Raw genomic sequence first — 25,602 nt, 5'->3', positions numbered from 1 at the left:
TTTGATTAAAAGCACAGACAAATAAACAACTTCACTTTGAAGTTTATTTTTAATTAACATCCATGTAACACTTCTCATTTGTAATACAATATGTCAATATTCAAAACTGTAAAACAACGACAATAACTAATGCACAATCTGTGAGAACAACAAGATGATTGAACTGAGTACACTCGACTGGCTGGTGTTAGCCGGCTTTTTTGTATTACTTATAGGGGTGGTGTGGGTATCTATGCGCCAAAAAGGCCAAGATACCGAAGACTATTTTTTGGCAGGCCGCAACGCGAGTTGGCTTGTAATAGGTGCATCGATATTTGCATCAAATATTGGTTCTGAACATTTAGTTGGTTTGTCGGGTGCAGGCGCTCAGTCAGGTATGGCACTGGCTCACTGGGAATTACAATCTTGGATCATATTGTTATTAGGTTGGGTATTTGTACCTTTCTACTGGAGCAGCAAAGTTTACACCATGCCGGAGTTTTTAGAACGTCGTTATAACTCTGCTTCACGTACTTTTTTGTCGATTATCTCATTAGTCAGTTATGTACTCACCAAGGTAGCCGTAACGGTTTATGCCGGAGCCATTGCCTTACAAACCATCCTAGGCATCGATACTATTTATGGCATTGATTTCTTTTGGATATGTGCCTTTGGTTTAGTGGGCATTACCGGGATTTATACCGTATTAGGCGGCATGAAAGCCATTATGTGGACCTCGGTCTTGCAAACTCCTGTATTGATTATCGGTTCGGTTGTTATCCTTGTGGTTGGCCTAGATAAAGTGGGTGGTTGGGCCGAAGTAGAACGTTTAAATGGCGCCAACATGCACTTGATCCGCGCAGCCACTGACGAAGACTTCCCTTGGCCTGGTATTATTTTTGGCTCCTTCATTATTGGCTTCTGGTACTGGTGTACCGACCAATATATCGTGCAACGGGTATTGTCGGCAAAAGGCATTAAAGAAGCCCGCCGCGGTACTATGTTAGCTGGCTATTTAAAACTACTACCGGTCTTTATCTTTTTGGTCCCAGGTATGATTGCCTTTGCTTTAAAAGAAAAAGGACTGATTCATTACGATGGTGCCGATCAGGCCTTCCCAACACTGGTGGCTGAATTATTACCTTCTGGGGTAAAAGGCATAGTAATAGGTGGTATTTTTGCCGCATTGATGAGTTCTTTAGCATCCTTATTTAACTCATCAGCGACCTTATTTACCATCGATTTTTATAAAAAATTCAAACCAGAATCTTCTGAAAAACACCTATTGTCAGTGGGTCGTTGGGCAACCGTAGTGGTGGTAATTTTAGGTATGTTGTGGATACCGGTAATGAGCTTAATTGCTGATGTACTGTATGAATATCTGCAAAGTGTGCAATCACTCATCGCCCCTGGTATTGCGGCAGTATTTTTACTTGGCTTAATTACCCGAAAAATCACCCCAGCCGCCGGTTTTGTCGGCTTAGTAGCGGGTTTTGTATTAGGTATGTTCCGCCTTGTATTACTACCCTTTAAAGACTCTTTGCAAGGCACCATTTTGGCGCCAGTCACCGATATGAACTGGTTGTATTTCTGTATTTTACTGTTTGTATTAGTCTGTGCTGTGATGATCATAACCAGTATCTTTACCAAACAAGCCACAGATGAGCAAATTGATGGACTTACTTTTGGTTGTTTAGGTAAAGCCAGACTAAAAGAAGTCGCAGAAAGTATGGACATTTGGGACTACGTGCATACTGCGGGTATCCTAGGTATTACGGTACTAATCTACTACCGCTTTTGGTAAATCAAATTCCATAAAAAAAGCCCCTGCTGATGAATTCAACAGGGGCTTTTTTATTAGCGCTTAAAAATCAGTCTCCTTGCCCATTAAAAAATAACGGAAAGCCCTGCGCATCCCAATAAATAGGTCGTGCTCTGGCATGCCGATTAGGATCACTTAAAGGGCTGCCCTTTAGCTCAAGATATTCTCGGCTGTGGTAAATCAACAAATCGGTAATACCATCTTCTGCCACCGTAAAGCTATTGTGACCTGGACCAAAACGGCCTAATTCAGGCTGAGAGCTAAATACCGGTTGTGGTGATTTATGCCAGCTTGATTTGTCCATTAAGTCACTCTCTACATCGGCCCATAACATGCCCATGGCGTAACGATGATCGGTGGCAGCAGCGGAATAAGTAACAAATACTTTGCCATGGCGGATAAGTACCGCAGCGCCTTCGTTAACCTTATACCCCTGTACTTCCCACTCTAAAGTGGGCTCAGTTAAGGTAATCACAGGGCCAGTAATGCTCGATGGGCCATCCATCTCGGCCATTAGTAAAGCAGAGTTATAGGTACGTGGAACGTTCATTTGTGCCCAGATTAAATAACGTTTTCCTTTGTGCTCAAAAGTAGTGGCATCCAAAGCAAAACTATCATCAGGAGTCTTGATTTGCCCTAGCTCTTGCCAATCACCTTCCCTGGGATCGTCACTTTTGTTAGCTAATACATACATTCGTATGCGCCATGGTTCCTCAACATCCCCTGCGGCAAAATAGACATACCAGCTATCGTCAAAACGATGTAATTCTGGCGCCCAAATGTGCGCGCCCATATTGCCCTCTATATGTTTTTGCCAGATCACTTTTGCTTCGGCCAGTTTAAGATCATTGATACGACAGGCACTGCGTATTTCAATTTCATCAAATAAAGGTGAGGTACCAATGAACTGGTAACAGCCCGTATTTGGGTCTTTATAAATCCAAGGGTCGGCACGTTGCAATACAATGGGGTTATCGATATTTAACTGAGAATTAGTGGCAGCACTCGACAGAGGACTAAAGGCAAGTAATAGACACAGATTCAAGCAATGTTTATTGGCATTTTTAAATAACATAAAGTAATACTCTTGGTTTAATTGTCAGCTTATTTCATAAAATACATTGTTAATATTGTATTACAATTATGCTAACATTAACGGCTAATTACCATGTAAAAGGATAGTTTTATGTCACTAGGGCAAAAATCCCGGAAAATTCTTAGCCTTATTAGTTTGAGCCTGTGCTGTTTAGGCAATGTGAGCAAGGCCAAACAAGTTGAAGTACATGATCCTGTTATGGCCAAAGAAGGTGATACCTACTACGTTTTTAGCACCGGCCCCGGCATTACCTACTATCAATCTAAAGATTTAGTGAACTGGCAACTCAGTGGACGAGTATTTAAAGACGAGCCCAGCTGGGCTCAGCGAGTTGCACCGGGTTTTGGTGGTCATTTATGGGCTCCCGATATCATTCAAAAAGATGGTTTATATTACCTGTATTACTCGGTATCAGCCTTTGGTAAAAACACCTCTGGTATAGGCGTAACAGTTAATAAGACACTCGACCCAAAGGCTAAAGATTATCTTTGGATTGACCAAGGCATTGTGCTTCAATCGGTGCCCGAACGGGATGACTGGAATGCTATTGATCCTGCCATCATCAAAGATGAAAATAACGATTATTGGATGAGTTTTGGCTCCTTTTGGGCAGGATTAAAATTAGTCAAATTAGACTCTAGCTTAACGCGAATCGCCCAGCCGGAAGTATGGCACTCTATTGCTGCCCGTCCGCGCAATGCAAAATCAAAGATTGAAGGCGAGAGAAACGGCGCTATCGAAGCCCCTTATATTTTCCATAAAAACGATTATTACTATTTGTTTGTCTCTTTCGATAAATGTTGTCGTGCTGCCAATAGTGACTACAACGTGAGAGTGGGTCGCGCGACAAAAGTCACTGGCCCTTATCTGGATAAGGACGGTAAAGACATGGCGCAAGGTGCTGGCAGTCCGGTCATTAAAGGTAACAACGACTGGCCGGGCTTGGGTCACAACGCAGCCTATAGTTTTGATGGCAAAGATTATTTGGTACTACATGCCTACGAAGCCGCCGATAAAGGCATACAAAAACTGCGTATTTTACCCATGAGCTGGCAAGACGGTTGGCCAGTAGTCGACCCAACTGAATTAAATAACCGTATAACCCAATTGCATACTAGTCAAAAATAATCGGCAACAACTAACAGCGGCTTTGCATTCCAGTAGATTGCATGCAAAGTCGCTGATATACATCTAACAAACCCCCTCTAATTTAGTCTGCGTAATACATATTGCAGAATTCCGCCATTGCTGAAATAGCTAAACTCATTGGGGGTATCTATCCTGATTTGAGCGCTAAAACTAAATTCAGTGTTGTCCCGTTTCACCTTCACTCTTGCTTCTTATTGCCCCTGCCTTATAGCCTCAATAGTATATTGTTCGGTGCCATCCAGTTTTAAGCTTGCGGCACTTTCACCATTTTTAAACTGTAAAGGTAAAATCCCCATACCGATAAGATTAGAGCGGTGAATGCGTTCATAACTTTCTGCCAGTACCACTTTCACACCAAGCAATAAGGGACCTTTAGCAGCCCAGTCTCGTGAACTGCCAGTACCATATTCTTTGCCCGCAATCACAATACGGGGAATATTTTGTTGCTGATATTGCATGGCGGCAGCAAATACACTCATTTGCTCACCGGATGGCTGCAATCGTGTCCAACCACCTTCAGTGCCAGGAGCTAATTGATTTTTAAGCCTGATATTGGCAAAAGTAACGCGCATCATCACTTCATGATTACCACGACGTGAACCAAAGGAGTTGAAGTCTTTTTCCTCAACGCCATGCTCACGTAAATACTCGGCAGCCGGCCCATCAGGGTCGATACTGCCGGCAGGAGAAATATGATCGGTAGTCACAGAATCACCCTGCTTTAACAGACAGCGAGCCTGCGTGATGTCGCTCAGCGCTGCTGGTTTTATATCCATTCCAGCAAAAAATGTTGGCTTTTTAACATAGGTGGATTCTGGCCAATCATATTGTGCACTGTCAGCAATTTGCAGCGCATTCCAGCTTTTGTATTTCGTCGTTAGTGGGCCAGATATCGCGCAAATAAACAGGTTTACCATCTGTGGAGATCCCTAGTGGCTCCTTAAGTAAATCAATATTCATATTACCCGCTAAGGCATAGGCCACAACAAGAGGCGGAGACGCGAGGTAATTGGCTTTGACATCAGCATGAATACGCCCTTCAAAATTACGGTTACCCGACAAAACGGCGGTGACGTTTAATTTTGCTTTGCGAATAGCATTGCTAATCGGTTCAGGCAAAGGACCCGAATTTCCAATACAAGTCGTGCAGCCATAACCGACAAGATTAAAACCCATTGCCTCTAAGTCAGACGTTAAATCGGCTTTATCCAGGTATTCGGTGACTACTTGAGAGCCCGGCGCAAAACTGGTTTTAACCCAAGGTTTTACGGTTAAACCCAATGCCTTGGCCTTTTTGGCTAACAATCCTGCCGCTACCAGCACAGAAGGGTTAGAGGTGTTGGTACAATTGGTAATGGCGGCAATGACAACAGCACCGTTTTTAAGCTTAAACTGCTGACCATTGTAGTCACAGTGAGGTTCATTATCTGCGGGTGTTGGTTGTTGGCCACCCTCGCTTTCAAAACGACCTTTTTCAGTATCGTCGGTAGAAATGAATAGTTTGTCCTGCTCAGCTAACCAATGTTTAAACTGACTGGCCGCTGCAGTTAAGGGGATCCTATCCTGTGGACGCTTAGGTCCTGCGATGGAACTCACTACCTCAGCTAGATCTAAACTTAAGGTGGCGTGATATTGTGCTGATTCTTGAGCTTCGCTGCCTCACATTCCTTGGGCCTGGGCATAAGCTTTTATGACTTTAATATGATGTTCATCTCTACCAGTCAACTTTAGCTAGGTTTCAGTTTGTTCATCCAGTGGAAACAGTCCACAAGTCGCACCATATTCAGGTGCCATATTGGCGATAGTGGCTCTATCCCCAATAGTAAGATATTTTACTCCTTCGCCAAAAAATTCGACAAACTTGCCTACTACCCCAAATTTACGCAAGCTCTCAGTGATCGTTAAGACCAAATCAGTGGCTGTGGTACCAGCCGGCAATTCGCCTGATAACTTCATACACACTACCTCCGGCACTAACATGCTAACGGGTTGTCCGAGCATGGCCGCTTCGGCTTCAATGCCACCCACTCCCCAACCCAAGACCCCTAGACCCCTAGACCCCTAGACCCCTAGACCATTGATCATAGTGGTGTGAGAATCGGTACCCACTAAAGTATCGGGATACAACATAGCAGCCACGTCGCTTTGTTCTGCATCATCGACTTTGTCCATAAAAACCACACGAGCCAGATATTCCAAATTCACCTGATGCATTATGCCTTTGCCAGGCGGCACGACTTTGAAGTTGTCAAAGGCATTTTGTCCCTAGCGTAAAAACTGATAACGTTCTTTATTACGCTCTACTTCTTTGGCAGTATTTTTACTAAAAGCATTTCTTTGTCCAAAAAAATCTACCATCACAGAATGGTCAATAACCAACTCAACGGGTTTCAAAGGATTAATCTTTTGTGGTGAGCCACCTAAACTAACCATTGCGTCACGCATGGCAGCTAAATCCACCACTGCTGGAACACCGGTAAAATCTTGTAGTACCACGCGAGACGGCACAAAAGCGATCTCTGTAGGTGTGGTATCCAGTAAATCCCATTTCGCCAGTTTGCTAATATCCTCAGGCTGGACAAAAGCTTGATCGTGATGACGTAATAAATTTTCAAGCAGAATTTTAGCGGCAAATGGCAGGCGCGATAACTGGTAATCATCAGCCAGACTTTCAAGACTGTAGTACTGATACTCTTTGTCATCCACTGACAAGGTTTGCAGATACTTAGGCGTGGTGAGTTCTTTATTTTAGAACCGCTGCCGTAGAGTGATTTAATTCTCTAGCCCCAATCGACGCAATAGAGCTTATAGGGGGCAAGTTTCACACCGGTTAAGAAATACACTAAATATCGGGGGTTTTAGCGCCTCACTCCATTATAAAACATAGCAGAATAGTAAAAATTACTGGTTAAAATGTAAGACTTGCTTATATAACAATAGCTCACTGTGAGTTTTACTGAGCGACAAATTTCACTTGTTGGTTTACCGTTGAATGCAGCGTTAAACCTAGTCATATTGTCAGTTGAACGTGAATATTCAGACAACCAAAAGAACACACTAAAATCTGCTGAATAAATAACATCAAATTCCGCTCAATCACCTGCAACGCGCGGGTTATTGAGCGGATGGCCGTTTTTAACAAACTGGCGGATTGCGTTCGCTAAATTGCCCATTCCAATAAGGATAATAGGGATAAGGTATCGTTACGTTACTGACTTCATCCAAAGCCATAAGTTGGCTTGCATTTAAAGACCAGCCTAAGGCACCAAAATTATCGAGCAATTGCTGCTCGTTTCTGGCACCAATTAATACGGAGGCCACACTGGGCCGGCTCAATACCCAATTAATCGCTATTTGCGCTACCGTTTTGCCGGTTTCTTGGGAGATTTGCAGCAGCACATCCACTACATCATATAAATGCGCATCGCTAACCGGCGGAGCAAACTGTTTAGTTGCATGTAAGCGACTTTGCTCTGGCACTGGTTGATCACGGCGAATTTTACCGGTTAATCTACCCCAACCTAAAGGACTCCAAACTATCGCCCCCAATCCTTGGTCCATACCCACTGGCATCAGTTCCCACTCATAATCACGTCCAACCAATGAATAATACGCTTGGTTAGCCACAAACTTTTGATAACCATAACGTTCAGCGACAGCTTGTGATTTCATAATATGCCAAGCGGAAAAATTTGATACACCGATGTACCTTACTTTGCCTGATGTCACCAATTCATCGAGAGTTTTCATCACACTTTCTACAGGCGTTTGTGCATCAAAGTGATGCAATTGCAGTATGTCGATATAGTCGGTATTTAAGCGTCTTAATGCTTGTTCAGTAGACTTAAGTAAATGATGACGCGATGCCCCCACATCGTTAGCACCATCCCCTGTACGCAAGGTCATTTTGGTAGAAATAATCGCCTTGTCTCGTCTGCCGGATAAAGCCTGTCCCAGAATTTTTTCAGACTCACCATCTGAATACACATCGGCGCTATCAAATAAATTCACTCCATGTTCAAGGCAAAGATCAATCATGCGCTTAGCCTCTGCAACTTGTGAGTTGCCCCAAGCACTAAATAATGGGCCTTTGCCACCAAAAGTGCCGGCTCCAAATCCAAGAACAGGCAAGTTGAAACCTGAATCTCCTAAAAAACGTTGTTCGATTGTATGCTGCATATTCACTCCAGATTTAATTAGTTTGTTGATTGTTAGCTCTGACATTCGCTCGTTTGTGCAAAATTGACTGCCTTACACTCCTCCCTGGTTGAACAACTGCGGCGGTAATCAATTAGTGCAACAATGACAGCCAATACCACCACAACGGCCGCTACCCAAGGGAGATAAGCGATGCTCAAATACCTGGTGAGCACAAATCCACCTAACCACGCCCCAAAGGCATTGCCCAAATTGAAGGCTGCGATATTAAGACTAGATACCAAGGTGGGCGATAGACCCTGTGCCGCGTTGAGCATATTCATTTGTAAAGGGGCCACAGTGGCAAAAGCTCCCGCCCCTAGTAAGCCTAAAAACACAATTGTGCCTACCTGACTGTGTAGAAAAAAGGGCAAACAAACCAAGGCAGCCAGTAACATCAACAGGGTAAGCATGCTGGCTTTTTGCGGTAGACGGTCGGCCAAGCGCCCGCCATAGGTATTGCCGAGCACGATACCAAGACCTACCACTAATAAAACGGCCGATACCGCATCCAGACTGAAACCACTGACTTGTATCAGCATGCTCTGAACATAAGTAAACACCACAAAAAAGCCGGCAAAGGCCAATACGGTAGTCAGCAGCTTTAATACAATGTCTAAGCCCAATAGTCGTTTTAATGATGAGCTTGCACCAGAAATAAGCGCATCTTTGGCAGTGTGAGGTAAAAACCAAGCAAGAATAAACATCGACAAAAAACCGATAAGGCTGATCACCGCAAACGGAGTACGCCAACCAAAATGTTGCCCCAACCATGCTCCAGCCGGCACCCCTAAAATGGTAGCTAAGGTTAGACCGCTAAACATAAATGCGATGGCACTGGCCTTTTGCGCAGGAGGAACAACCTTAGTTGCCACCACCGAGCCCACACCAAAAAAAGTACCATGGGCAAAAGCGGTTAATATTCTGGCCGCTAAAATAAGATCATAGTTTGGTGCCCACCAGCACACTAAATTTCCTAAAGTAAATAGCAACATCATCAATATCAATGTGCGTTTGTGTGAGAAACGCCCACTGAGCCAGGTAAATATTGGCGCCCCAATTACTACACCTAGGGCATAACCAGAAATAAGAAAACCGGCTGCTTGCAAACTCACTTGCATGTCATTAGCCACTTGCTCTAACAAGCCCATGATGACAAATTCTGTCGAGCCAATACCAAAGGCCCCTACTGCTAGGGCATAAAGCGCCGGATATTTAAAGTAACGCGAAAAATTCATTGTTTAAGTTGCTCAATAACAAAAAGAGGCGGCTAGTGTAGAGCTCTTGCATTCAATCCAGTAGACGTGCAAATATTGAATCACTTTCAACCATTCATTGAAAATAGATATGGATAGACTCTCCGACATTGCCATTTTTATCCGTGTGCTGGATACCGGCAGCATTAGCGCGGCTGCACGAAGCTTGGGTTTAAGTGCCGCCGTAGCAAGTAAACGTTTGATCAGTTTAGAAAAACACCTAGGTGTACGTTTGCTACATCGTACAACTCGGCAAGTCAGCGCGACCCCCGAAGGCAACGAGCTAGCTTCTCAAGGACGGCCACTAATAGAAGACTTAGAAGCACTAACCACTGGCCTAAGTCAGTCAGGTAAAGAAGTCAGTGGCACCTTGCGGATCACTGCTGCGGTGTCTTTTGGTCATCATTATATTTCGCCTTTGCTACCCGCTTTTTTAGCCCAATATCCGCGTTTGCAAGTGCAGTTGAATTTAACCGATGAAAAGCGCGATCTCATTAATGATGGCTTCGATTTGGCCATTCGTATCACGGATACCCTGCAAGATTCCGCACTGGTCGCCAAAAAGCTGGCGTGCAATCGCCGTATCATGTGTGCATCACCACAGTATCTTGCCACCAAAGGCACACCACAAAAACTAACAGACCTTAGCGCCCATCAGTGTTTGTTACTGGCGGGTTTTCATGGCGTAGAAGATCGCTGGAAACTGACAGACTCTCAAGGTCAAAAACACAATGTAAAAGTAAGCGGACAGTTAGAAAGTAACCTAGGTGACGCGCTGCGTGATGCCGCTTTAGCAGATTTGGGTATATCTCTGCATTCAACGTGGCACATTAATAAGGATATTGAGCAAGGCAGACTCATCAGAGTCTTGCCTGATTATTATATGGATACTTCTATTTATGCTGTTATGCCACAACGACGGCTGGTTCCGCCGCGGGTTAGAGCGTTTATTGATTTTTTACAACAACACATGGATAACGAAGACTGGTTATTAATTAGCCTTTAACAAACGCACACCATATAAACCACCAGCGATGGAATCTTTCTTGGCGACAAATTTGACCTCATGTTTGCCATTTTTAGCCACTTTGAGTATGGCTTCGCTAATAACATAGTCCACCTCATAAAAGGCCTGCTCTGAGTCGCCTGTTAAACTCACGTCGGCTAACTTGATGTCGTTGATCCACACTGAAAAATGTCGGGCTTGATCACCTGCAAAATAGGTCAGACGTAAGATCTTGGCTTGGTTTTGTGGATCGGCTAATTGATAACTAAACCACTGAGTAGCGTCTCGCCAATGACGTTGGCCATTCACCCCTGCTCGACTGCCTTCACCAGCAAAACCATGTTCGGTTTCGGGTTGTTGCTCTCCTGGGTTAATTTGATCCAAGGTTTGCTCTGCCAGTTGTTTTTCAGCTCGAGTACGCTGCTCAGCTTGCAACATAAAATCCTGATATTCATCGGCCTGCATTTGTGGCCAGTACACTTGATAACGGCTTTCATGGATACGGAAAAATGGAATGAGTTGCGAGGTTTCTAGCGATGTTTTGCCGCTGCCACTCTCAATCCCTGCCCCCATGGAAAACGCTAGATGTGGACCAAGTATACGTTTTAATCCTGCAAGAAAAACCTCGGTGTCACCCACTATTACCGGCAATGCTTCGGGAGAGCAGGTTGGCCCACTGGCGATGTGCCCCATGCGGCCATCATTGGCAAAGTACGGCAGGTCTTCTTGCCCAAAGGGTTGGACTTTTTCCGCCAGTACAATAGGACCATAGACCACTGAATATTCGTGGCTGCCGTCCGGTAAACCTTCTAATTGCGGTTTGATGCTCATGTCGATAGAAAGTTTATCTTTAGCTTGCCACTGGCGGGTAATGCTCACATAACCTTGATGAAGTTGCTCGGTTTTTATTGTTTTACCATTTATCGTGATCACCATGGTTTTAGCGCTCAACCACTTGGGTTGACGAATGTTCAAGGTGAGCATTTTAGTCTGTTTACCTTGTTTTGGGCTAACGCTTAAGGTGACTTGATTTTGATCGGGGAACAGGGTGTCTATTTCAACCTCTGCGCTGTGCTGTTGCCAGTCGAGCTTTGAAGGAATAAATAGGTTTACAAACAATTCTTCATCTTCATGGGCATAAATTAACTCACCGTATTTACTATGGTTCTCAATGCCTGAGCCCACACAACACCACATCGACGTGTCTACTTGTGAATAGGTACGATAATGGCCTGAACGCATGGGAGTAAAATACACCAAGCCGCCAGTTTCGGGGTTTTGTGACGAGAGTATGTGGTTGTAAGTAGCACGCTCGTAATAATCCAAATAAGCATTATTATCAGAATCTTGATACAACATTTTGCTGAGTTTCAGCATGTTGTAGGTATTACAGGTTTCTGGCCCTTCGACGGACTCGAGCATGGAACTGAAATCATCAGCATTATGAAAATGTTCGCGCACGCTATTGCCGCCAATCGACACCGTGCGTTTTTCGGTCACGTCATGCCAGAAGAAATCCGCCGCGTTGTACCAACTTTTATTGCCATCCAATTCGGCTACGCGCAAAAAACCAATCACTTTAGGTATCTGGGTATTGGCATGCAGGCCATTAAGTTTGTCTTGATTTTTCAACAGTGGCTGCAAGATTAACTGGTGAGAAAACTGCTTAGCCAGTTTCAGGTATTTGTCATTTTTAGTGATAGCGTAGACGTCGGCAAAAACCTCATTCAGACCACCATGTTCAGAAATCAATAACTGCTGTATTTGCTCATCAGACAGACTTGCCACCAAACCAATAAACCAATCTGTCATGTCGCGTAACATGGTCTTGGCCAGTTCGCTGTGGCCAATTTCATAGGCATCACGCAAACCGGATAAAGTTTTATGCACGTTATACAAAGGCACCCAACGTTCATTAAGGGAAAACAAATCAACCTTAATATTGCCCTGGCGAATTTGTTGCCACGCGTGCTTGCCGTCCGGTACACCACCTAAATAACCATCTCCATTTTTTAGCTGAGCTTTGCGTAATTCGGCCAACATGTAATCAAGGCGTTTTTTGAGTTCTACCTCTCCCGTAGCAGCATAGGCCAAACTCAAAGCACTGAGGTAATGACCACCAATATGCCCGTCTAAACCGCTACTTTCCCAGTTATCGTAAGAAGTGTTTTTTGTCTCAAGGCCCGCTTCACGTAAATAAGGCATGAGTAATTTATCAGGCTCAAGCGCCAATAAATATCTTACATTAGCCTGCTGAGCGACTAAAAATGGACTGGCCGTTAAACGCACTGTTTGTAAAGGGAATAACTCAGCAGCATAGCTAACACAAGTGTTCGTGATTACAATACTTACGCTGATAAGGGCCAATTTAAGTGTGCGAGTTAACATAACAAATCCTGTTGATTCTTAACGAAAAAAGCTGCATCGAAATGCAGCCTTGGGTTAAATTATTTATTCTTCGCCGGGCACACCAAACACGGGCATACCTTGTTCATCCCAATGCAAACGTTTGATAAAAGTATGACGATCGGGGTTCCACAAGGGATCACCTTCAATTTCAGTATATTGGCGGCAATGGTAAACCAGCACATCATTACCCTCTTCATCCACAGTAAAACTGTTGTGACCCGGACCAAACATGCTGAGCTCATCGTTAGTACAAAACACGGGCTGCTGTACCTTGGTCCAGTTTGTTGCATCCATAAGATCAGAATCTAAGTCGGCGTAGAGTAAACCCATGGCATAGTTTTCGTCGGTGGCACTGGCAGAATAGGTCAAGAAAATTTTGCCATTACGTTTAAGTACGTTTGGCCCTTCGTTAACCCAAAAACCGACGATTTCCCAGTCCAATTCAGGAATAGACAAGCGGGTGATCTCGCCCTTGATCTTGGTGGGGGTTTCCATCTTGGCCAGTAATAAATTGGAGTTACCACGTATGCCCGGCTCTTTTTGCGCCCACAAATAATACAATTCATCCTTGTGATAAAAGGTGGTGGCATCTAAGCAAAAGGTATCGATGGGGGTTTCAACTTGACCGCAAAATGACCACTCTCCGTCTACTGGATTAGCATCAGCACAACTAATGGCATACATGCGATGTTGGAATAAATCGTATTTAATTTCACGGCTCGGTGCGGCAGCAAAATACACATACCACGCACCGTCATTAAAATGAATTTCCGGTGCCCAAATCAGTTCAGAATAAGGACCTGTTGCAGGTTTCATCCACACCATTTTAGGTATCGCTGTGGCCAATCCGGCCAAGGTTTTAGCGCGGCGTAATTCTATGCCATCGTACTTAGGCACTGAGGCAGTAAAATAATAATAACCATCAGTGTGTTTATACACAAAAGGGTCGGCACGCTGGGGTATCAATGGTTTAGGTAAAGCACTCATTTTAGCTCCTGAAAAATATTACTCTGGCAAACGCTGAGTTTTAATCATAGTGGTGTAGTAGTTGTCGGAAATCTTGTATTTGAACAATACAAAACCCAGTAAGGCATGAAACACCCCGGGAATGATGGTCAGCATTAAAGCTAAACCCGTTAAGGTAAAATCACTTTGCACTGCATTAGGTTGATATTCGAAAAACGCCAGCAATAAACCACCGGTTAAACCTGCCAGGCCACCACCGGCTTTTTGGCAAAATGAGATACCACCAAAGGATAATCCAGAGGCACGCACACCATCTTTAATTTCGCCATAATCCACCGCTTCGGCTATGGCCGACCAAAAGACTGGCGCATGTAAATCCACCACAAAACACAACAAAATATATAAAACAAAAGCCAATACGATGTCGCCCGGCCCCACCGTAAAATACATGGCAACAGAGATAAACAGCACGGCGATTTGTGACCAGCGGAACAGTTTGATTTTGCAATAACGTTTGGTGATCCACGTACTGGCCACCATAGAAACAATAGACGCGGCGATACCGGCACTGGTAAACACACCAGCCAAAGTAGGCGCGCCAAGATAATATTTGGCGTAATACATGGCCACACTGCCACGAATGGCGTAACCCAGGGTGCCTAATACACAGGCTGCACAGAGTAATAACCACTGATCGTTTTTCAACAAACCTTTGAATTGCAGCAATAAACTTTGTTGTTCCACTCTATGAGCAATACGTTCTTTGGTGGTAAAAAAACAAAACAACAATAAGGCAACGCCACAAATGGAGACCAAGACCATGGCCAGCTGATAACCCTTGGCTAAATCATCCCCGCCCCACATTACGGCTAACAGCGGCACCGAAAAAACGATGATGACGTTAGCGATTTTAGCAAAAAACATGCGATAACCATTGGCCGACAAACGCTCTTTAGGATCAGCGGTTAATACCCCAATGTAGGAAATATAAGGAATGGCGATGCCCGTAAACATCAATGTGGCAAACAAATAGGTGCCATAAGCCCAAGCCAGTTTCATGTTGTAGTCAAAGTCGGGTGTGGTAAACAACAACATGACGGATAAACCATAGGGGATGGACAAAAACAAAAACCAATGGCGGAACTGACCCCAACGGGTTTTTACTTTATCGGTAATAATCCCCATTAAGGGGTCGGTAAACGCATCCACAAAACGAGCGACTAAAAACAAGATCCCCATGTCTACCGGATCGAGTCCATAGATATCCGTATAGAAAAACGACATAAAGAAAAACAGTGCCGCTACCATGACATTCACTGCCATATCACCTGCACCAAACCCTACTTTTTCTACCACAGATAATTTTAAATTAGACATAGATTTTCCACTGTGAGTGTCTTACGACAATTTACTGCTGAGCCCACCAAACATAACAAATGTCTACACCAGCGGGTTACACTTTACTACTAGCACTACCTTATTTTCACTAACAATCCGTTCTAATTTAACTGAACGCAATTAACAAAAAAGCCCCGCAAGTGCGGGGCAAGGGACACTACGGAGCTAAAATGAGTATCTGGCACCTAAGGCAAAGGTACGGCTATAAATAGCATTGCCAAAGTTGTGGGTATCAGGATACTGATAATAACTTTGATACACTTCATCCGTTAAGTTAGTGGCATCAAAAGTCACGACTAAATTATCAGTCACGTCATAACTTAACTGGAAGTCCACACTGCTTTCAGGTTTTCTATAAACACCTAAGGGAGCAGCAAACAAAGCCGCTTCATAGTTATTTAAGAAATCATCACGCCATGTATAGGTTAAACGCATATCAAAGTCTTCTTTTTCATAGATTAAGATGGCGGAATAAGAGGTATCCGATACACCAAAAATTGAACGTTTATCTACACCCGTCACTTCGCCCGCTTGATTCAGCTGAGGGATCTCTTGCGAAGAATCCAAACTGGTAAAGCTGGCTTGAATACCTAAACCATCTAATACTTCAGGTAAGTTTTCTGGGAAATACACCAAACCTACTTCCAAGCCATTTAGTTCTCCATCAGACGCGTTATCAGGTTGACTAACAATATATAAACCTGCTTCGATATCATCTGAACCAGCAAAGTTTTGCACATTACGGAAGCTACTCACTAGCCCGGTAATATCACGTTGAAAAACAGTGGCGTAAAGTGAACTGGTAGGGGCAAAGTACCATTCCAACGTTACATCGATATTGGTTGACTCTGTCGGTTTCAAGTTAGGATTTCCGCCCGTGCCTTGACCATAACCGATATTAGTTACATCTTCTTGATAAGTGATATTAGGGTTTAAATCGCCAAAATTAGGACGACGTAAGGTTTCACCATAGGCAAAACGAGCAACCAAATCGTCAGTTAAGTTATATCTCACCATCAAACTAGGCAGTAACTTAGAGGCACTAACAGAATCGTCAGTGAACTCGCCTGTTGCTTCACTGATAAAAGACAAATCAGTTTCTACATTGACATAACGTAAGCCAAATTGACCGTCGAGTTTTTTACCAGCAATTTCTGTTTCGAAGTTAGCTTGGGCATAAACTGCGGTAGTTGTTTCACTAATATCAAAGTTTCTCTCGTTCGATTCTTTTTCCCAACCGTATAGAGTGCGGAATTCGTCAGCATTGGCATAAATATAATGGCCGTTAGCCACTACCCATTCGCTAGGAATATCAGCGCGCCCGTCAAAGAAATTAGTGGTGTTGTAAGCCAAGCCCGGATCTAAACTGCTCAAGGACTGGCCTAAAAAACCGTCAATGGCTCGACTCCCTTCCTCGGCACTACGATCGTCATAACGTAGGCCAAACTTAACACTTTTTATCCAAGCTAAATCGGCATAATAACTGCCATCAACGGTAAAAGTGAGGGCGTCACCTTTACGATAAGAACCATTGTCATAAAGCTGGGCAACGTTCCACAAAGAAGTTTCGGTCAAGTCAGCCTCATTGACGTCGGTTGCGGCGTTATCTAAAAATTCTAAGGCGGGTAAGCCATTGTCGTGATTAAAATCAACGTTAACCCCAGGTGCAACGCGGTCGGTACGCATAGCAAAAAAGGTGTCTTCGAATTCGCTCTTTTGGTAAACCACTTCAGACTCTAACTGTAAGTCATCAGTCAATTCCCATTTTCCCCCCAAGGCGTAAACATAACTATCGGTTTTACCAACACTTAAATCGCCACTATTAAAGCCATATACGTCATTAACGGTTCTTGATTTCACCATATTGGTACCGTCATATAACTCAATGCTTTGACTAGGGTTGTCGCCTAAAGAGCCCCACCAATCAACAAAAGTAAACATCAGTGAGTTGAAAGACTCGTTACGATAGCCGTTGTAAAATGCCTCAAAGATATACTCAGAAGTATCATTGGGTGCAAATTGTAATGATAAGTTAACCGCGGGGCGCTCACGCTTACCGGTAAAATCACTGGCAAAAATAGCGTCACGACTTAATACATAAGCATAGTCCTGACCTTCAAAGTTAAGTGTCGAGCCTGCAGTAAAAGGCAGACCTGACTCGCTTCCGCGCTGCCATACCGTGCTGCCATCAGCATTTTCTGATGGAAATGCTTGGTAAGGGGCAAAACCAGCAGGCACATCTTCAGTAAAGAAAGGAACTACTGCGCCAGGGGTTATACTTTGGTCTTTATAATTAGTGCGGGCAAAAGATACGTTTAGTAAAGCACCAAATTCTTTGCCGCCATCCAACTCCCAACGATTACTAAGTAAGGCACTGACATTAGGATCGACCTTGTCAGCCAACTCTTGATAAATACCCCGCGCCGCAACCACCACTTTACTGCCTTCAAAATCGAAAGGTCGTTGAGTATGAATGTCAATTTGCCCGGCAATACCACTTTCAATTAATTCTGCAGAGCGAGTTTTGTAAACATCTACTCCACTTAACAAACTAGCGGGGATATCTGCCAAGGCAACAGAGCGACCAGACGCGGTGAAAATAGTACGGCCATTTACGGTAGTGGTTACGTCAGTTAAACCACGGATGGAGACACTAGATACTTCACCGGCACCACGATCTGTAACCTGCACACCAGATACACGTTGTAAGGCTTCTACCACGTTGTTATCTGGAAACTTACCAATATCTTCTGCCACGATGGCATCAACTAAATTCATGCTCTGGCGTTTAATATTCAGGGCTTTATTTAAACTACCGCGAATTCCTGATACTTGAATGACTTCAACACCGTCATTTTCAGTTTGATTACCTGCAGTGCTATTTTCTTGCGCATACAGTCCTTGGCTAACAAACGCTAATATAACCGCGCTTGTTATCTGAGTAAGTTTAAACATGGGTAGACTCCGGTTTGTGTGTGTCCTTTGTGCGGCGAAAGGCAGCAAAAAGCAAAAGTGTATTTACATTGGGTTGGCATGGTTTGTTACCACTTAAGCCTTACAACTTGTAAACGTATTGTTATCTTTTATTGATAATATTGTATGACATTTAAACTGTCAATAAAGAAATTAACAATTTAGCATTCAGTGCTTAAAATACCGTCAGGTAATTCTTTTTCAAAATTAAAGGTAGAGATGATTGCCGTATTTAAAAGCAATAAAGGCTAGTTTCAGCAATGCTCCTTAGCTTGTTTCACACTTATTAAAACCCCAACAAACCAAATAATAATGTTATATATCAATCACTAATTAAATACTCATTATTTTTAATGCGTTTATTTCAAGTTCAGCTCACTCCAAAAGCCAATGTATTTTAGTTAATCTACTATTTGGTGCTTATAGCAAATAAAACTCAATTTCCATGCTCGTTCAGCTCAGAACGATTAAGTTTAATTTTACATATATTTGTATTACAAATAATGCAGATATGAAAATAATGCCATCAACCCGAACAACTGTGCTCCCAGTGCATAAATTGCAAGCCAAAAAAAGCCCCGCATAGGCGGGGCGATTTAAGGCTAAAATTTTACAGTGAATATCTCAAACCTAAGGCAAAGGTGCGACTATAAATACCTGAGGAGAAGTTATAAATATCAGGATACTGATAATAAGCTTGGAATTTCTCATCGGTTAGATTGGTGGCATCAAAGGTAACAACCATATTTTCAGTGACGTTATATGACAATTGAAAATCTAAACTGGTTTCTGGTGCACGGTAACGGGCCAAGGGGTTAGCAAAGATGGCTGCTTCGTTGTCGTAACGAAATGCATCACGCCATACATAAGATAAACGGCTGCTAAAGTCATTTTTTTCATAAGCCAATACCACACTGTAAGACTCATCAGATACACCAAACATTTCCACCGTGTCGTACCCGATTGGATCAGGGTTGGTGGGATCATTCTGATCATACACTGGTAAATCCTGTGAGGAATCTAAAGAGGTATAACTGGCCTGAATACCAAAGCCGTCGAGTATACCTGGTAGACTTTCAGGGAAGTACACCACGCCTAATTCAAAACCTTTTAACTTGCCATTTGCCGAGTTATCAGGACGATTAAGGATGTGTAATAGCTCTCCTATTTCATTACCATTGCTATCAACGTCATCTGGATAGTCATAATAAATTTCGGTACGCGAACCCACCACTAAGCCTTCAATCTTACGATCAAACAAAGTGGCATAAATGGCATTGGCTTCACCAAAATAATATTCAAAAGACAAATCTAAGTTCTTGGAAATAACCGGTTTTAAATTGGGATTACCCGAATTAGCCGTACCGGTACCAACTGAAGTAACACCTTTTGAATAAGTGGTATAAGGATTCAACGAGCCAAAGTCTGGGCGACGCATGGTCTCCGTATAAGCCAAGCGGAACACATAGTTGTCGTCGAAGGTATAACGAGCGATAAATGACGGAAGTAGATCACTACTGGTATTTTCACCATTGTCTTGTTCAACCACCTGATTTGCGGTATCCACCCGGTCAAATATATAAGGTGTACTTGCATCGGTGTAACGCACACCAACCGTACCGTCCAATATGCCGCCCGGTACGTCATATTCAAACTTTGCTTGTACATATAGATCGACTGTTTTTTCTTCAGCTTCAAAAGTACGACGTGAAATTAACGATGCACCACCCGTCAGATAATTATCCACAGGCTCACCGTTTTCATCGGTGAATCCATAAAGTTCACGGAAATAATCTTTGTTATTCACCATATAGTCGATATCACCAATCAACCAACCAGAGGGGAATGCCGCACGACCGTCAAAGAAGTTTTCTGTTGCGTCAAGAAACTCCACTGGCATGCTAGTCATGGGGATTTCATATTGTCCAACCAGCATATTGGCACCACGACTACGATTATTGGTATTGCGTTTTTCATACAACAAACCAAAATCAATTTGCGTGATACCGGCAAATTCTACAAACCAATTAGCATCTAAATACAAAGCATCTGACTTACCTTCATCACGACTACCGTTATCCCAGGCTGGACCCATAGAATACATACGTGGATCTAATAAATCTGATTCATCAATATCCGCCGTGGCGGGATTATCATGGAAAACCAAACCTGCATCGCCCTCGCCAGTATTAAAATCTACTGTCATGGCGTAATAATCATGTAACAAACGCACAGCAAAAAAGTCAGACGTAAATACGCTTTTTTGTGACACTACCTCGGCTTCTAAACGGAAGTTGTCGGTCAAATCCCACTTACCACCAAAGGCATACATATAGGTATCGGTTTGACGTACGTCAGCGTCAGTACTGTTAAAATCAGTTTCCCAGGTACCATAACGAGGATCACCGTCATACACCGTACGGGATTTAACAATATTAGTGCCTTCGTAGAAACTTATATCATCATCAAAGTTGATGTTGTAAGCCGAGTCTGGATAAGCAAAAAACAAGCTATTACGCACCGTTTCACGGTAGCCATTATAAAAAGCTTCAAACAAATATTCAGACTTATCGTTAGGCGCAAATTGCAAAGATAAATTCATCGCTGGACGTTCACGTTGCCCCGATAAATCACTGGCAAACACCGCATCCCGCGACAAAATATATTCGTTTTCATAGCCATTAGTATTGAGGGTTGAACCGGCAGTATTCGGTAAGCCTTGTTCTAAACCTGGATCCCAATAGGCCGAGTTAATCCTCTCATAAGCGGGGAAATCGCCAGTATTGCCAAAACGATCTAAACCTTGACCTTCTGGCGAGCCTGTAAAATAAGGGAATACCGCACCCGCAGTAATACCTTGATCGCGCCAATTAGTTTTGGCATAGGCGATGTTGATTAAGGCACCAAATTTACCCGCATCTAATTGCCACACGTTACTGGCCATGGCGCTGATATTGGGATCAAAGGTTTTTTCCTGATCCGAATATATGCCACGGGCGGCAACCACAAACTTTTCACCTTCAAAGTTAAAAGGACGTTGGGTCATGACATCTACTTGTCCGGCAATACCACTGGGGATCTTGTCGGCAGAGCGGGCTTTATATACGTCAACTCGCGAAATTAACGACGCAGGTGTATCGGCCATGGTGTAAAAGCGCCCAGTACCAATGTACATCTGACGCCCATTGATGGTGGTGGTGATGTCGCTTAAACCACGAATGGATAAAGTGCCTACTTCACCACGGTCGCGGTTCGTTACCTGTACACCAGGTACCCGTTGTAAGGCTTCAATCACGTTGTTATCCGGAAACTTACCGATATCTTCGGCCACAATTGAGTCCACAGGCTCAATTTTTTCACGTTTAATATCAATGGCTTTGGCTAAACTGCCACGAATACCCGTGACTTCAATCACTTCCATGGAGTCTTCTGGAGCCACTGACTCTTGTGCATAACTTGTCTGGCTGAGCGTGATTAAGGTAGTCGCAATCGCCGAGCTTAATAAAGAGAGCTTAAACATTGGTGTTCTCCCAAATTTTTTTGAGCGGCCCACTGTTTTTGCAGCAGGCCAACATAAATGGTGTTTATTGACTGAGAGGCTCGCCACTCAGCACGGGTCATTATTGGACATTACCTTCAGCGTAAAGCCCTTGCACATCTTCGAGCGATAACGGGTCGTCGAAGATCACTAACTCGTCCATCATGCCGTTGTAGTTGGCATCCCATGGAAAGAGGTTAGTGGCCAGCGCAAAGCCGGACGCACTTCCAACCTTAGTAAACACATTGGGGAAACCCTCAAGGCTAGTCACTAGTTGTCCATTAAGATAGGCAGTAAAGCTTCCTTCGTTTACCACAATCACGATGTGTGACCACTGGCTAGCCGGTATTTGTGAACCTAAATTACCGTCAAACCACGCTTCACCCGACCACAACATGGTGTCGCCACTAGGGCCAAAGGGCGCGACGCTGATCCAACTATTACTCGCTGCATAACCAAAAAACGCCGAGGTATATTGGGTTTTGACCGTTGGATTGAGCCACATGGATATTGAGTAACTAAAGTCAGTGATTAAACCATTGGGTAACTTGACACCAGGACCCGCATCACCGAGGAACTTAATGGCATTACCGACAGCGCCAGCAGCATAAGTCACCACTTTGTCGGTAGGAGTAATCAAAGGTATTTCGGCCGTTTTATCCGCGGCCTCGCCCGCATTAAAGTTACCTACTGAATCCTCTAGGTTGTCTTCAAAACTAAAGCGGGCAACAGGTGCAGGAGGTGTCTTGGAAATAACCTTGGCAACAAATTCCTTAGTGGTAGATTCACCAGCCAAAGTCATGGTTGCGGTCAACGTGACAGTGACATCAGCCTCACCACGCACTGGACGGGTGACTTTACCTGATGTGGGATCAATCACCGTTGTATTAGACGAGGTCCAACTTAAGGCCGAAGCAAAGGGTCCAGAATAAGGCAATACAAGATCGGTAATGACATAATCTAAGTTACCCAAATATAAGGCCTGCTGGGCAATACTCAACAGTTGCTCGGCGGGTAAACGGTCCACTTCTAGGGCTTTAACTTCAGCGGCGGTGAGGGCTTCATCATAAATGGTTAATTCATCGTAAGCGGCAACCGTAGGCGCATCCCAGAAATTAAGACCTAGAGTAATGATCGTACCTTCTGGTGAATTGGTGAAGATATCACGCAAATTGGCACCAGAACCTACTTGCACCCCATCATAGTATATTTGGAAAGCGCCATTTTTTACGGCAAAGGCCACATGATGCCATTCATTGACTGGATAAGTCACACCGCTAAAACCGTCTAACCAGGATACATTACCTTTATCATCCACCCAGTTTGACCATAACATTAACTCACCATTCCAACTTCTAGGCAGGAAACTCGCCCAGCGAGCAGGATCAGCTGACTGTGCGGCAAAAAAGGCTGGGCGGAACCACTGCTCGGCCATTTTCTGATTTAGCCAAAATGACACTGTGTATTGGTAACTGTCGATAACGTCATTAGGTAATAACACCCCATAACTACCATCTAGATTAACCGCTTTGCCCACTTGGCCATCAATGTACACTGCAGAGGTCAGTGAATCACCCGCAAAACTGGTTGCCGCCATGGCGTCGGCATAGTGCATTGAACTATCACTTAAGGAGTTTTCAAAGGGATAATAAGCAGTACGGTTATAGGTAGAACGCTCGGCCACGATGACATCTTTAGTGACTGTCATGGTTTGGCCCAAGACGTCAATAGTGGCAGTCAAAGTAACTGTTTGATCTCCTTCACCCACATTAGGACGAGTGACTGTGCCATCTGCCGCTATATAACGGGGTTTATTAGAAGACCAGGTCAACTGAGCTCCACGTGCGCCAGTGGCAGGAAAAGTAAGACTTTGTTTTACAGCCAAGGTTTGACTAGGATCAGCTTCATTGATAAAGGTTTGCTCCACGGCAGCATTAATATCATCTACAATTTGCGCCACCGACTTAGTGGGTAACTTAGCTGCCATGAAGGATTCACCCGCAGCACTCATACCTGAAATAACCACTTCAAAACGTTGATCTTCTACATTCCATTGCCACTTAGCCACGGCTTCGTAGCTCGTATCATCATCAATAGAAAGGCGAATTCTGCCGGGCTCATCACTGTAGAGTTTATACACGCCACTCAAATCACCCTGTATATAACGGCCTTGATTAGTTAGCGACACATACACCGACTGATGTTCATCACCATTACTGTCTTTACCTTGCAAGATCAGGCGGTAGTCACCGGCTAAATCTGCAGGGTCAACCACATTATCACCGTCTACTGGCGCATAACGATGAGGGGAAACCACCAGCCACTGGTCTTTATTGAGCCACATTTCGTGCACACGCACAGAGTGAGCTTCAATATTGTCGTAACGGCCTTCCTCTTGTGGAAAACGAGTATGGGTAAACAGCAAATATTTACCTAGTTGCTCATCATATGAAGCCGAATTATGACCGGGTGCGTTGTAACCATATTGAGCTGATGGATCGCCAAAGGCAGAGGCCCATAAATGACTACCCAACATTTTGTTACCCATTTCGTTGGCGACAGTGGCATTAACCATGTCATTGCCTGCGGCATCTAAATAAGGGCCATCGGGAGTGCGGGAACGCGCTACGCGAATGTTGTAACCACCATCAGCGGCAAAACCCGCGTCAGACCAAAACAAATAATAATAATCACTGTCTGGGCTATAAATAACAAAACTACCTTCAATGGCGTTGTAGTTACCCCCCACTAAATGTTTGCCATAACCTTGTCCGGCTTCTGGCATGCCCGTGGTTTCGTCCATGGCTAATACAAAAATTCCACCAGAATACGAACCGTAAACCATCCACAAATTGCCGTTTTTATCGTAAAATGCAGCGGGGTCGATGGCATTAGGGTGTACCGCAGGATTGTAAGCAGTCACACCATCCACCGGATAAGTGTCTAATTCTCCCGCACGATACCCTGAGCGTAAAAACACACCTTGATTGGTATAAGGGCCCTCAACCGAATCAGAGACAGCTAATCCTAAATAAGAACGGTTCCAGCACACCTCATCAAACTCAGGAGTGTCAGGGTTGTCTTGACCACAGTGATTGTAATAAAACCAAAACTTGCCGTTTGGCGCCTGAATAACATCGGCCGCCCAGTTACCAACAAAACCATCTGTCCAGGCTATGCCTTCGGCGATTTCAGAGGCATAAGTATTAAACAAGGGCGTATCTGCAACTGAATTGGAAATGTATTCCCAGCCCATCAAATCAGTAGACTTAGCCGCCGCCATGTGGGAGCCAAAGACATAATAGGTGCCGTCAACTTTCACTATGGAGGGATCATGTACGCCGATATCGTTGTATTGGCTGCTGTCGGAAATGCCCGCGTTAGGATCGACTGCGGTTTGGTTGCCAGGTGCTGTATAAGATGGAGGAGAATTACTATCGTCTCCTGAACCACCGCATCCTGAAACTGCTATTATCCCACTCAAAAAGAGTGCTGTTTTAAGTTTCATTTTGGTTTGCCTCATGTGTTGTGTCCGAATTCTTATCAAGGTTGAGTCGGGTATATCGCATTAACTGTGATTGACTAGTTACAACAAAACAATCTTGTCATACAATATTACTATAGTATTTAAAATCATTTTTACATAAGATTAACTAGCAATGCAATTAATATTGTTTTTTTTAACAATTGACTTACGTTTGCCAATACAAGCCGCAGGTTTAGTGCTTGCTCTCCGTGACTTAGCGATGAACTGGCAAGGTAAACAAGCAGCCAAGCTGCAGTAAGTTGAACTAAACGTGAAATACCAAGGAA

The 25,602-nt window shown here is 43.9% G+C and carries 14 protein-coding genes and 1 pseudogene; 4 read left to right on the top strand and 11 right to left on the bottom strand.

The genetic code is table 11. From position 1 onward, the window contains the following. The first annotated feature begins 154 nt into the window (after window positions 1-154). Window positions 155-1,783: a sodium:solute symporter gene (locus ACEN2L_RS12405; RefSeq protein WP_306020892.1), complete on the top strand. Its 1,629-nt coding sequence runs from the start codon at window positions 155-157 to the stop codon at window positions 1,781-1,783. Between the two features lie 67 nt (window positions 1,784-1,850). Here the strand turns inward: ACEN2L_RS12405 and ACEN2L_RS12400 are convergent, their stop codons facing one another. After that, entirely contained in the window at window positions 1,851-2,876 is a 1,026-nt protein-coding gene (locus ACEN2L_RS12400) for a glycoside hydrolase family 43 protein (protein ID WP_441744119.1), read from the bottom strand. A gap of 111 nt (window positions 2,877-2,987) precedes the next feature. Between ACEN2L_RS12400 and ACEN2L_RS12395 the strand changes: the two genes are divergently transcribed. After that, window positions 2,988-4,025: an arabinan endo-1,5-alpha-L-arabinosidase gene (locus ACEN2L_RS12395; RefSeq protein ID WP_441744117.1), complete on the top strand. Its 1,038-nt coding sequence runs from the start codon at window positions 2,988-2,990 to the stop codon at window positions 4,023-4,025. 212 nt (window positions 4,026-4,237) lie between these two features. Here ACEN2L_RS12395 and ACEN2L_RS12390 read toward each other — a convergent pair whose 3' ends face one another. From ACEN2L_RS12390 to ACEN2L_RS12375, 4 genes and pseudogenes are all read right to left on the bottom strand, one after another. Next, complete coding sequence (locus ACEN2L_RS12390; RefSeq protein WP_441744115.1) at window positions 4,238-4,963, bottom strand: hypothetical protein; 726 nt, start codon at window positions 4,961-4,963, stop codon at window positions 4,238-4,240. After that, window positions 4,884-6,509: pseudogene (locus ACEN2L_RS12385) on the bottom strand (aconitate hydratase). Before ACEN2L_RS12385 ends, ACEN2L_RS12390 begins: the two are co-directional and overlap by 80 nt. Window positions 6,510-7,181: 672 nt before the next feature. Further along, window positions 7,182-8,225 (bottom strand): aldo/keto reductase, encoded by a 1,044-nt coding sequence (locus tag ACEN2L_RS12380; protein ID WP_441744113.1) that lies wholly within the window; start codon window positions 8,223-8,225, stop codon window positions 7,182-7,184. A gap of 32 nt (window positions 8,226-8,257) precedes the next feature. Beyond that, entirely contained in the window at window positions 8,258-9,481 is a 1,224-nt protein-coding gene (locus ACEN2L_RS12375) for an MFS transporter (RefSeq protein WP_441744111.1), read from the bottom strand. Window positions 9,482-9,590: 109 nt separating this feature from the next. Here ACEN2L_RS12375 and ACEN2L_RS12370 point away from each other — a divergent pair, with 109 nt between their 5' ends. Beyond that, window positions 9,591-10,505: a LysR family transcriptional regulator gene (locus ACEN2L_RS12370; RefSeq protein WP_441744110.1), complete on the top strand. Its 915-nt coding sequence runs from the start codon at window positions 9,591-9,593 to the stop codon at window positions 10,503-10,505. Here the strand turns inward: ACEN2L_RS12370 and ACEN2L_RS12365 are convergent. The 6 genes from ACEN2L_RS12365 to ACEN2L_RS12340 all read right to left on the bottom strand — a co-directional run bounded on the left by ACEN2L_RS12365 (window position 10,491) and on the right by ACEN2L_RS12340 (window position 25,297). Continuing rightward, window positions 10,491-12,893: a beta-L-arabinofuranosidase domain-containing protein gene (locus ACEN2L_RS12365; protein ID WP_441744108.1), complete on the bottom strand. Its 2,403-nt coding sequence runs from the start codon at window positions 12,891-12,893 to the stop codon at window positions 10,491-10,493. The genes ACEN2L_RS12370 and ACEN2L_RS12365 overlap by 15 nt on opposite strands. A 63-nt stretch (window positions 12,894-12,956) precedes the next feature. Beyond that, a complete protein-coding gene (locus tag ACEN2L_RS12360) occupies window positions 12,957-13,901 on the bottom strand; it encodes a glycoside hydrolase family 43 protein (protein ID WP_441744106.1) in 945 nt (314 codons plus the stop codon). Between the two features lie 18 nt (window positions 13,902-13,919). Then, window positions 13,920-15,257: an MFS transporter gene (locus tag ACEN2L_RS12355; RefSeq protein ID WP_441744104.1), complete on the bottom strand. Its 1,338-nt coding sequence runs from the start codon at window positions 15,255-15,257 to the stop codon at window positions 13,920-13,922. A gap of 186 nt (window positions 15,258-15,443) precedes the next feature. Then, window positions 15,444-18,233: a TonB-dependent receptor gene (locus ACEN2L_RS12350; protein ID WP_441744102.1), complete on the bottom strand. Its 2,790-nt coding sequence runs from the start codon at window positions 18,231-18,233 to the stop codon at window positions 15,444-15,446. Between the two features lie 628 nt (window positions 18,234-18,861). Then, the gene (locus tag ACEN2L_RS12345) at window positions 18,862-21,771 is read right to left on the bottom strand and encodes a TonB-dependent receptor (protein WP_441744101.1); all 2,910 of its coding nucleotides are present in this window, start codon (window positions 21,769-21,771) and stop codon (window positions 18,862-18,864) included. A gap of 100 nt (window positions 21,772-21,871) precedes the next feature. Then, on the bottom strand, window positions 21,872-25,297 hold the full coding sequence (locus ACEN2L_RS12340; RefSeq protein ID WP_441744099.1) for a LamG-like jellyroll fold domain-containing protein: 3,426 nt from the start codon (window positions 25,295-25,297) through the stop codon (window positions 21,872-21,874). 151 nt (window positions 25,298-25,448) lie between these two features. Here ACEN2L_RS12340 and ACEN2L_RS12335 point away from each other — a divergent pair, with 151 nt between their 5' ends. Beyond that, window positions 25,449-25,574 (top strand): hypothetical protein, encoded by a 126-nt coding sequence (locus ACEN2L_RS12335; RefSeq protein ID WP_306021743.1) that lies wholly within the window; start codon window positions 25,449-25,451, stop codon window positions 25,572-25,574. Window positions 25,575-25,602: the final 28 nt, after the last annotated feature.

It is taken from the genome of Flavobacterium sp. W21_SRS_FM6, from assembly GCF_052119645.1.
In the GTDB taxonomy this organism is placed as follows: Bacteria; Pseudomonadota; Gammaproteobacteria; order Enterobacterales; family Alteromonadaceae; genus Paraglaciecola.
The sequence above is the reverse complement of the archived record's forward strand: the minus strand, read 5'-3'. Positions and strand labels throughout refer to the sequence as shown.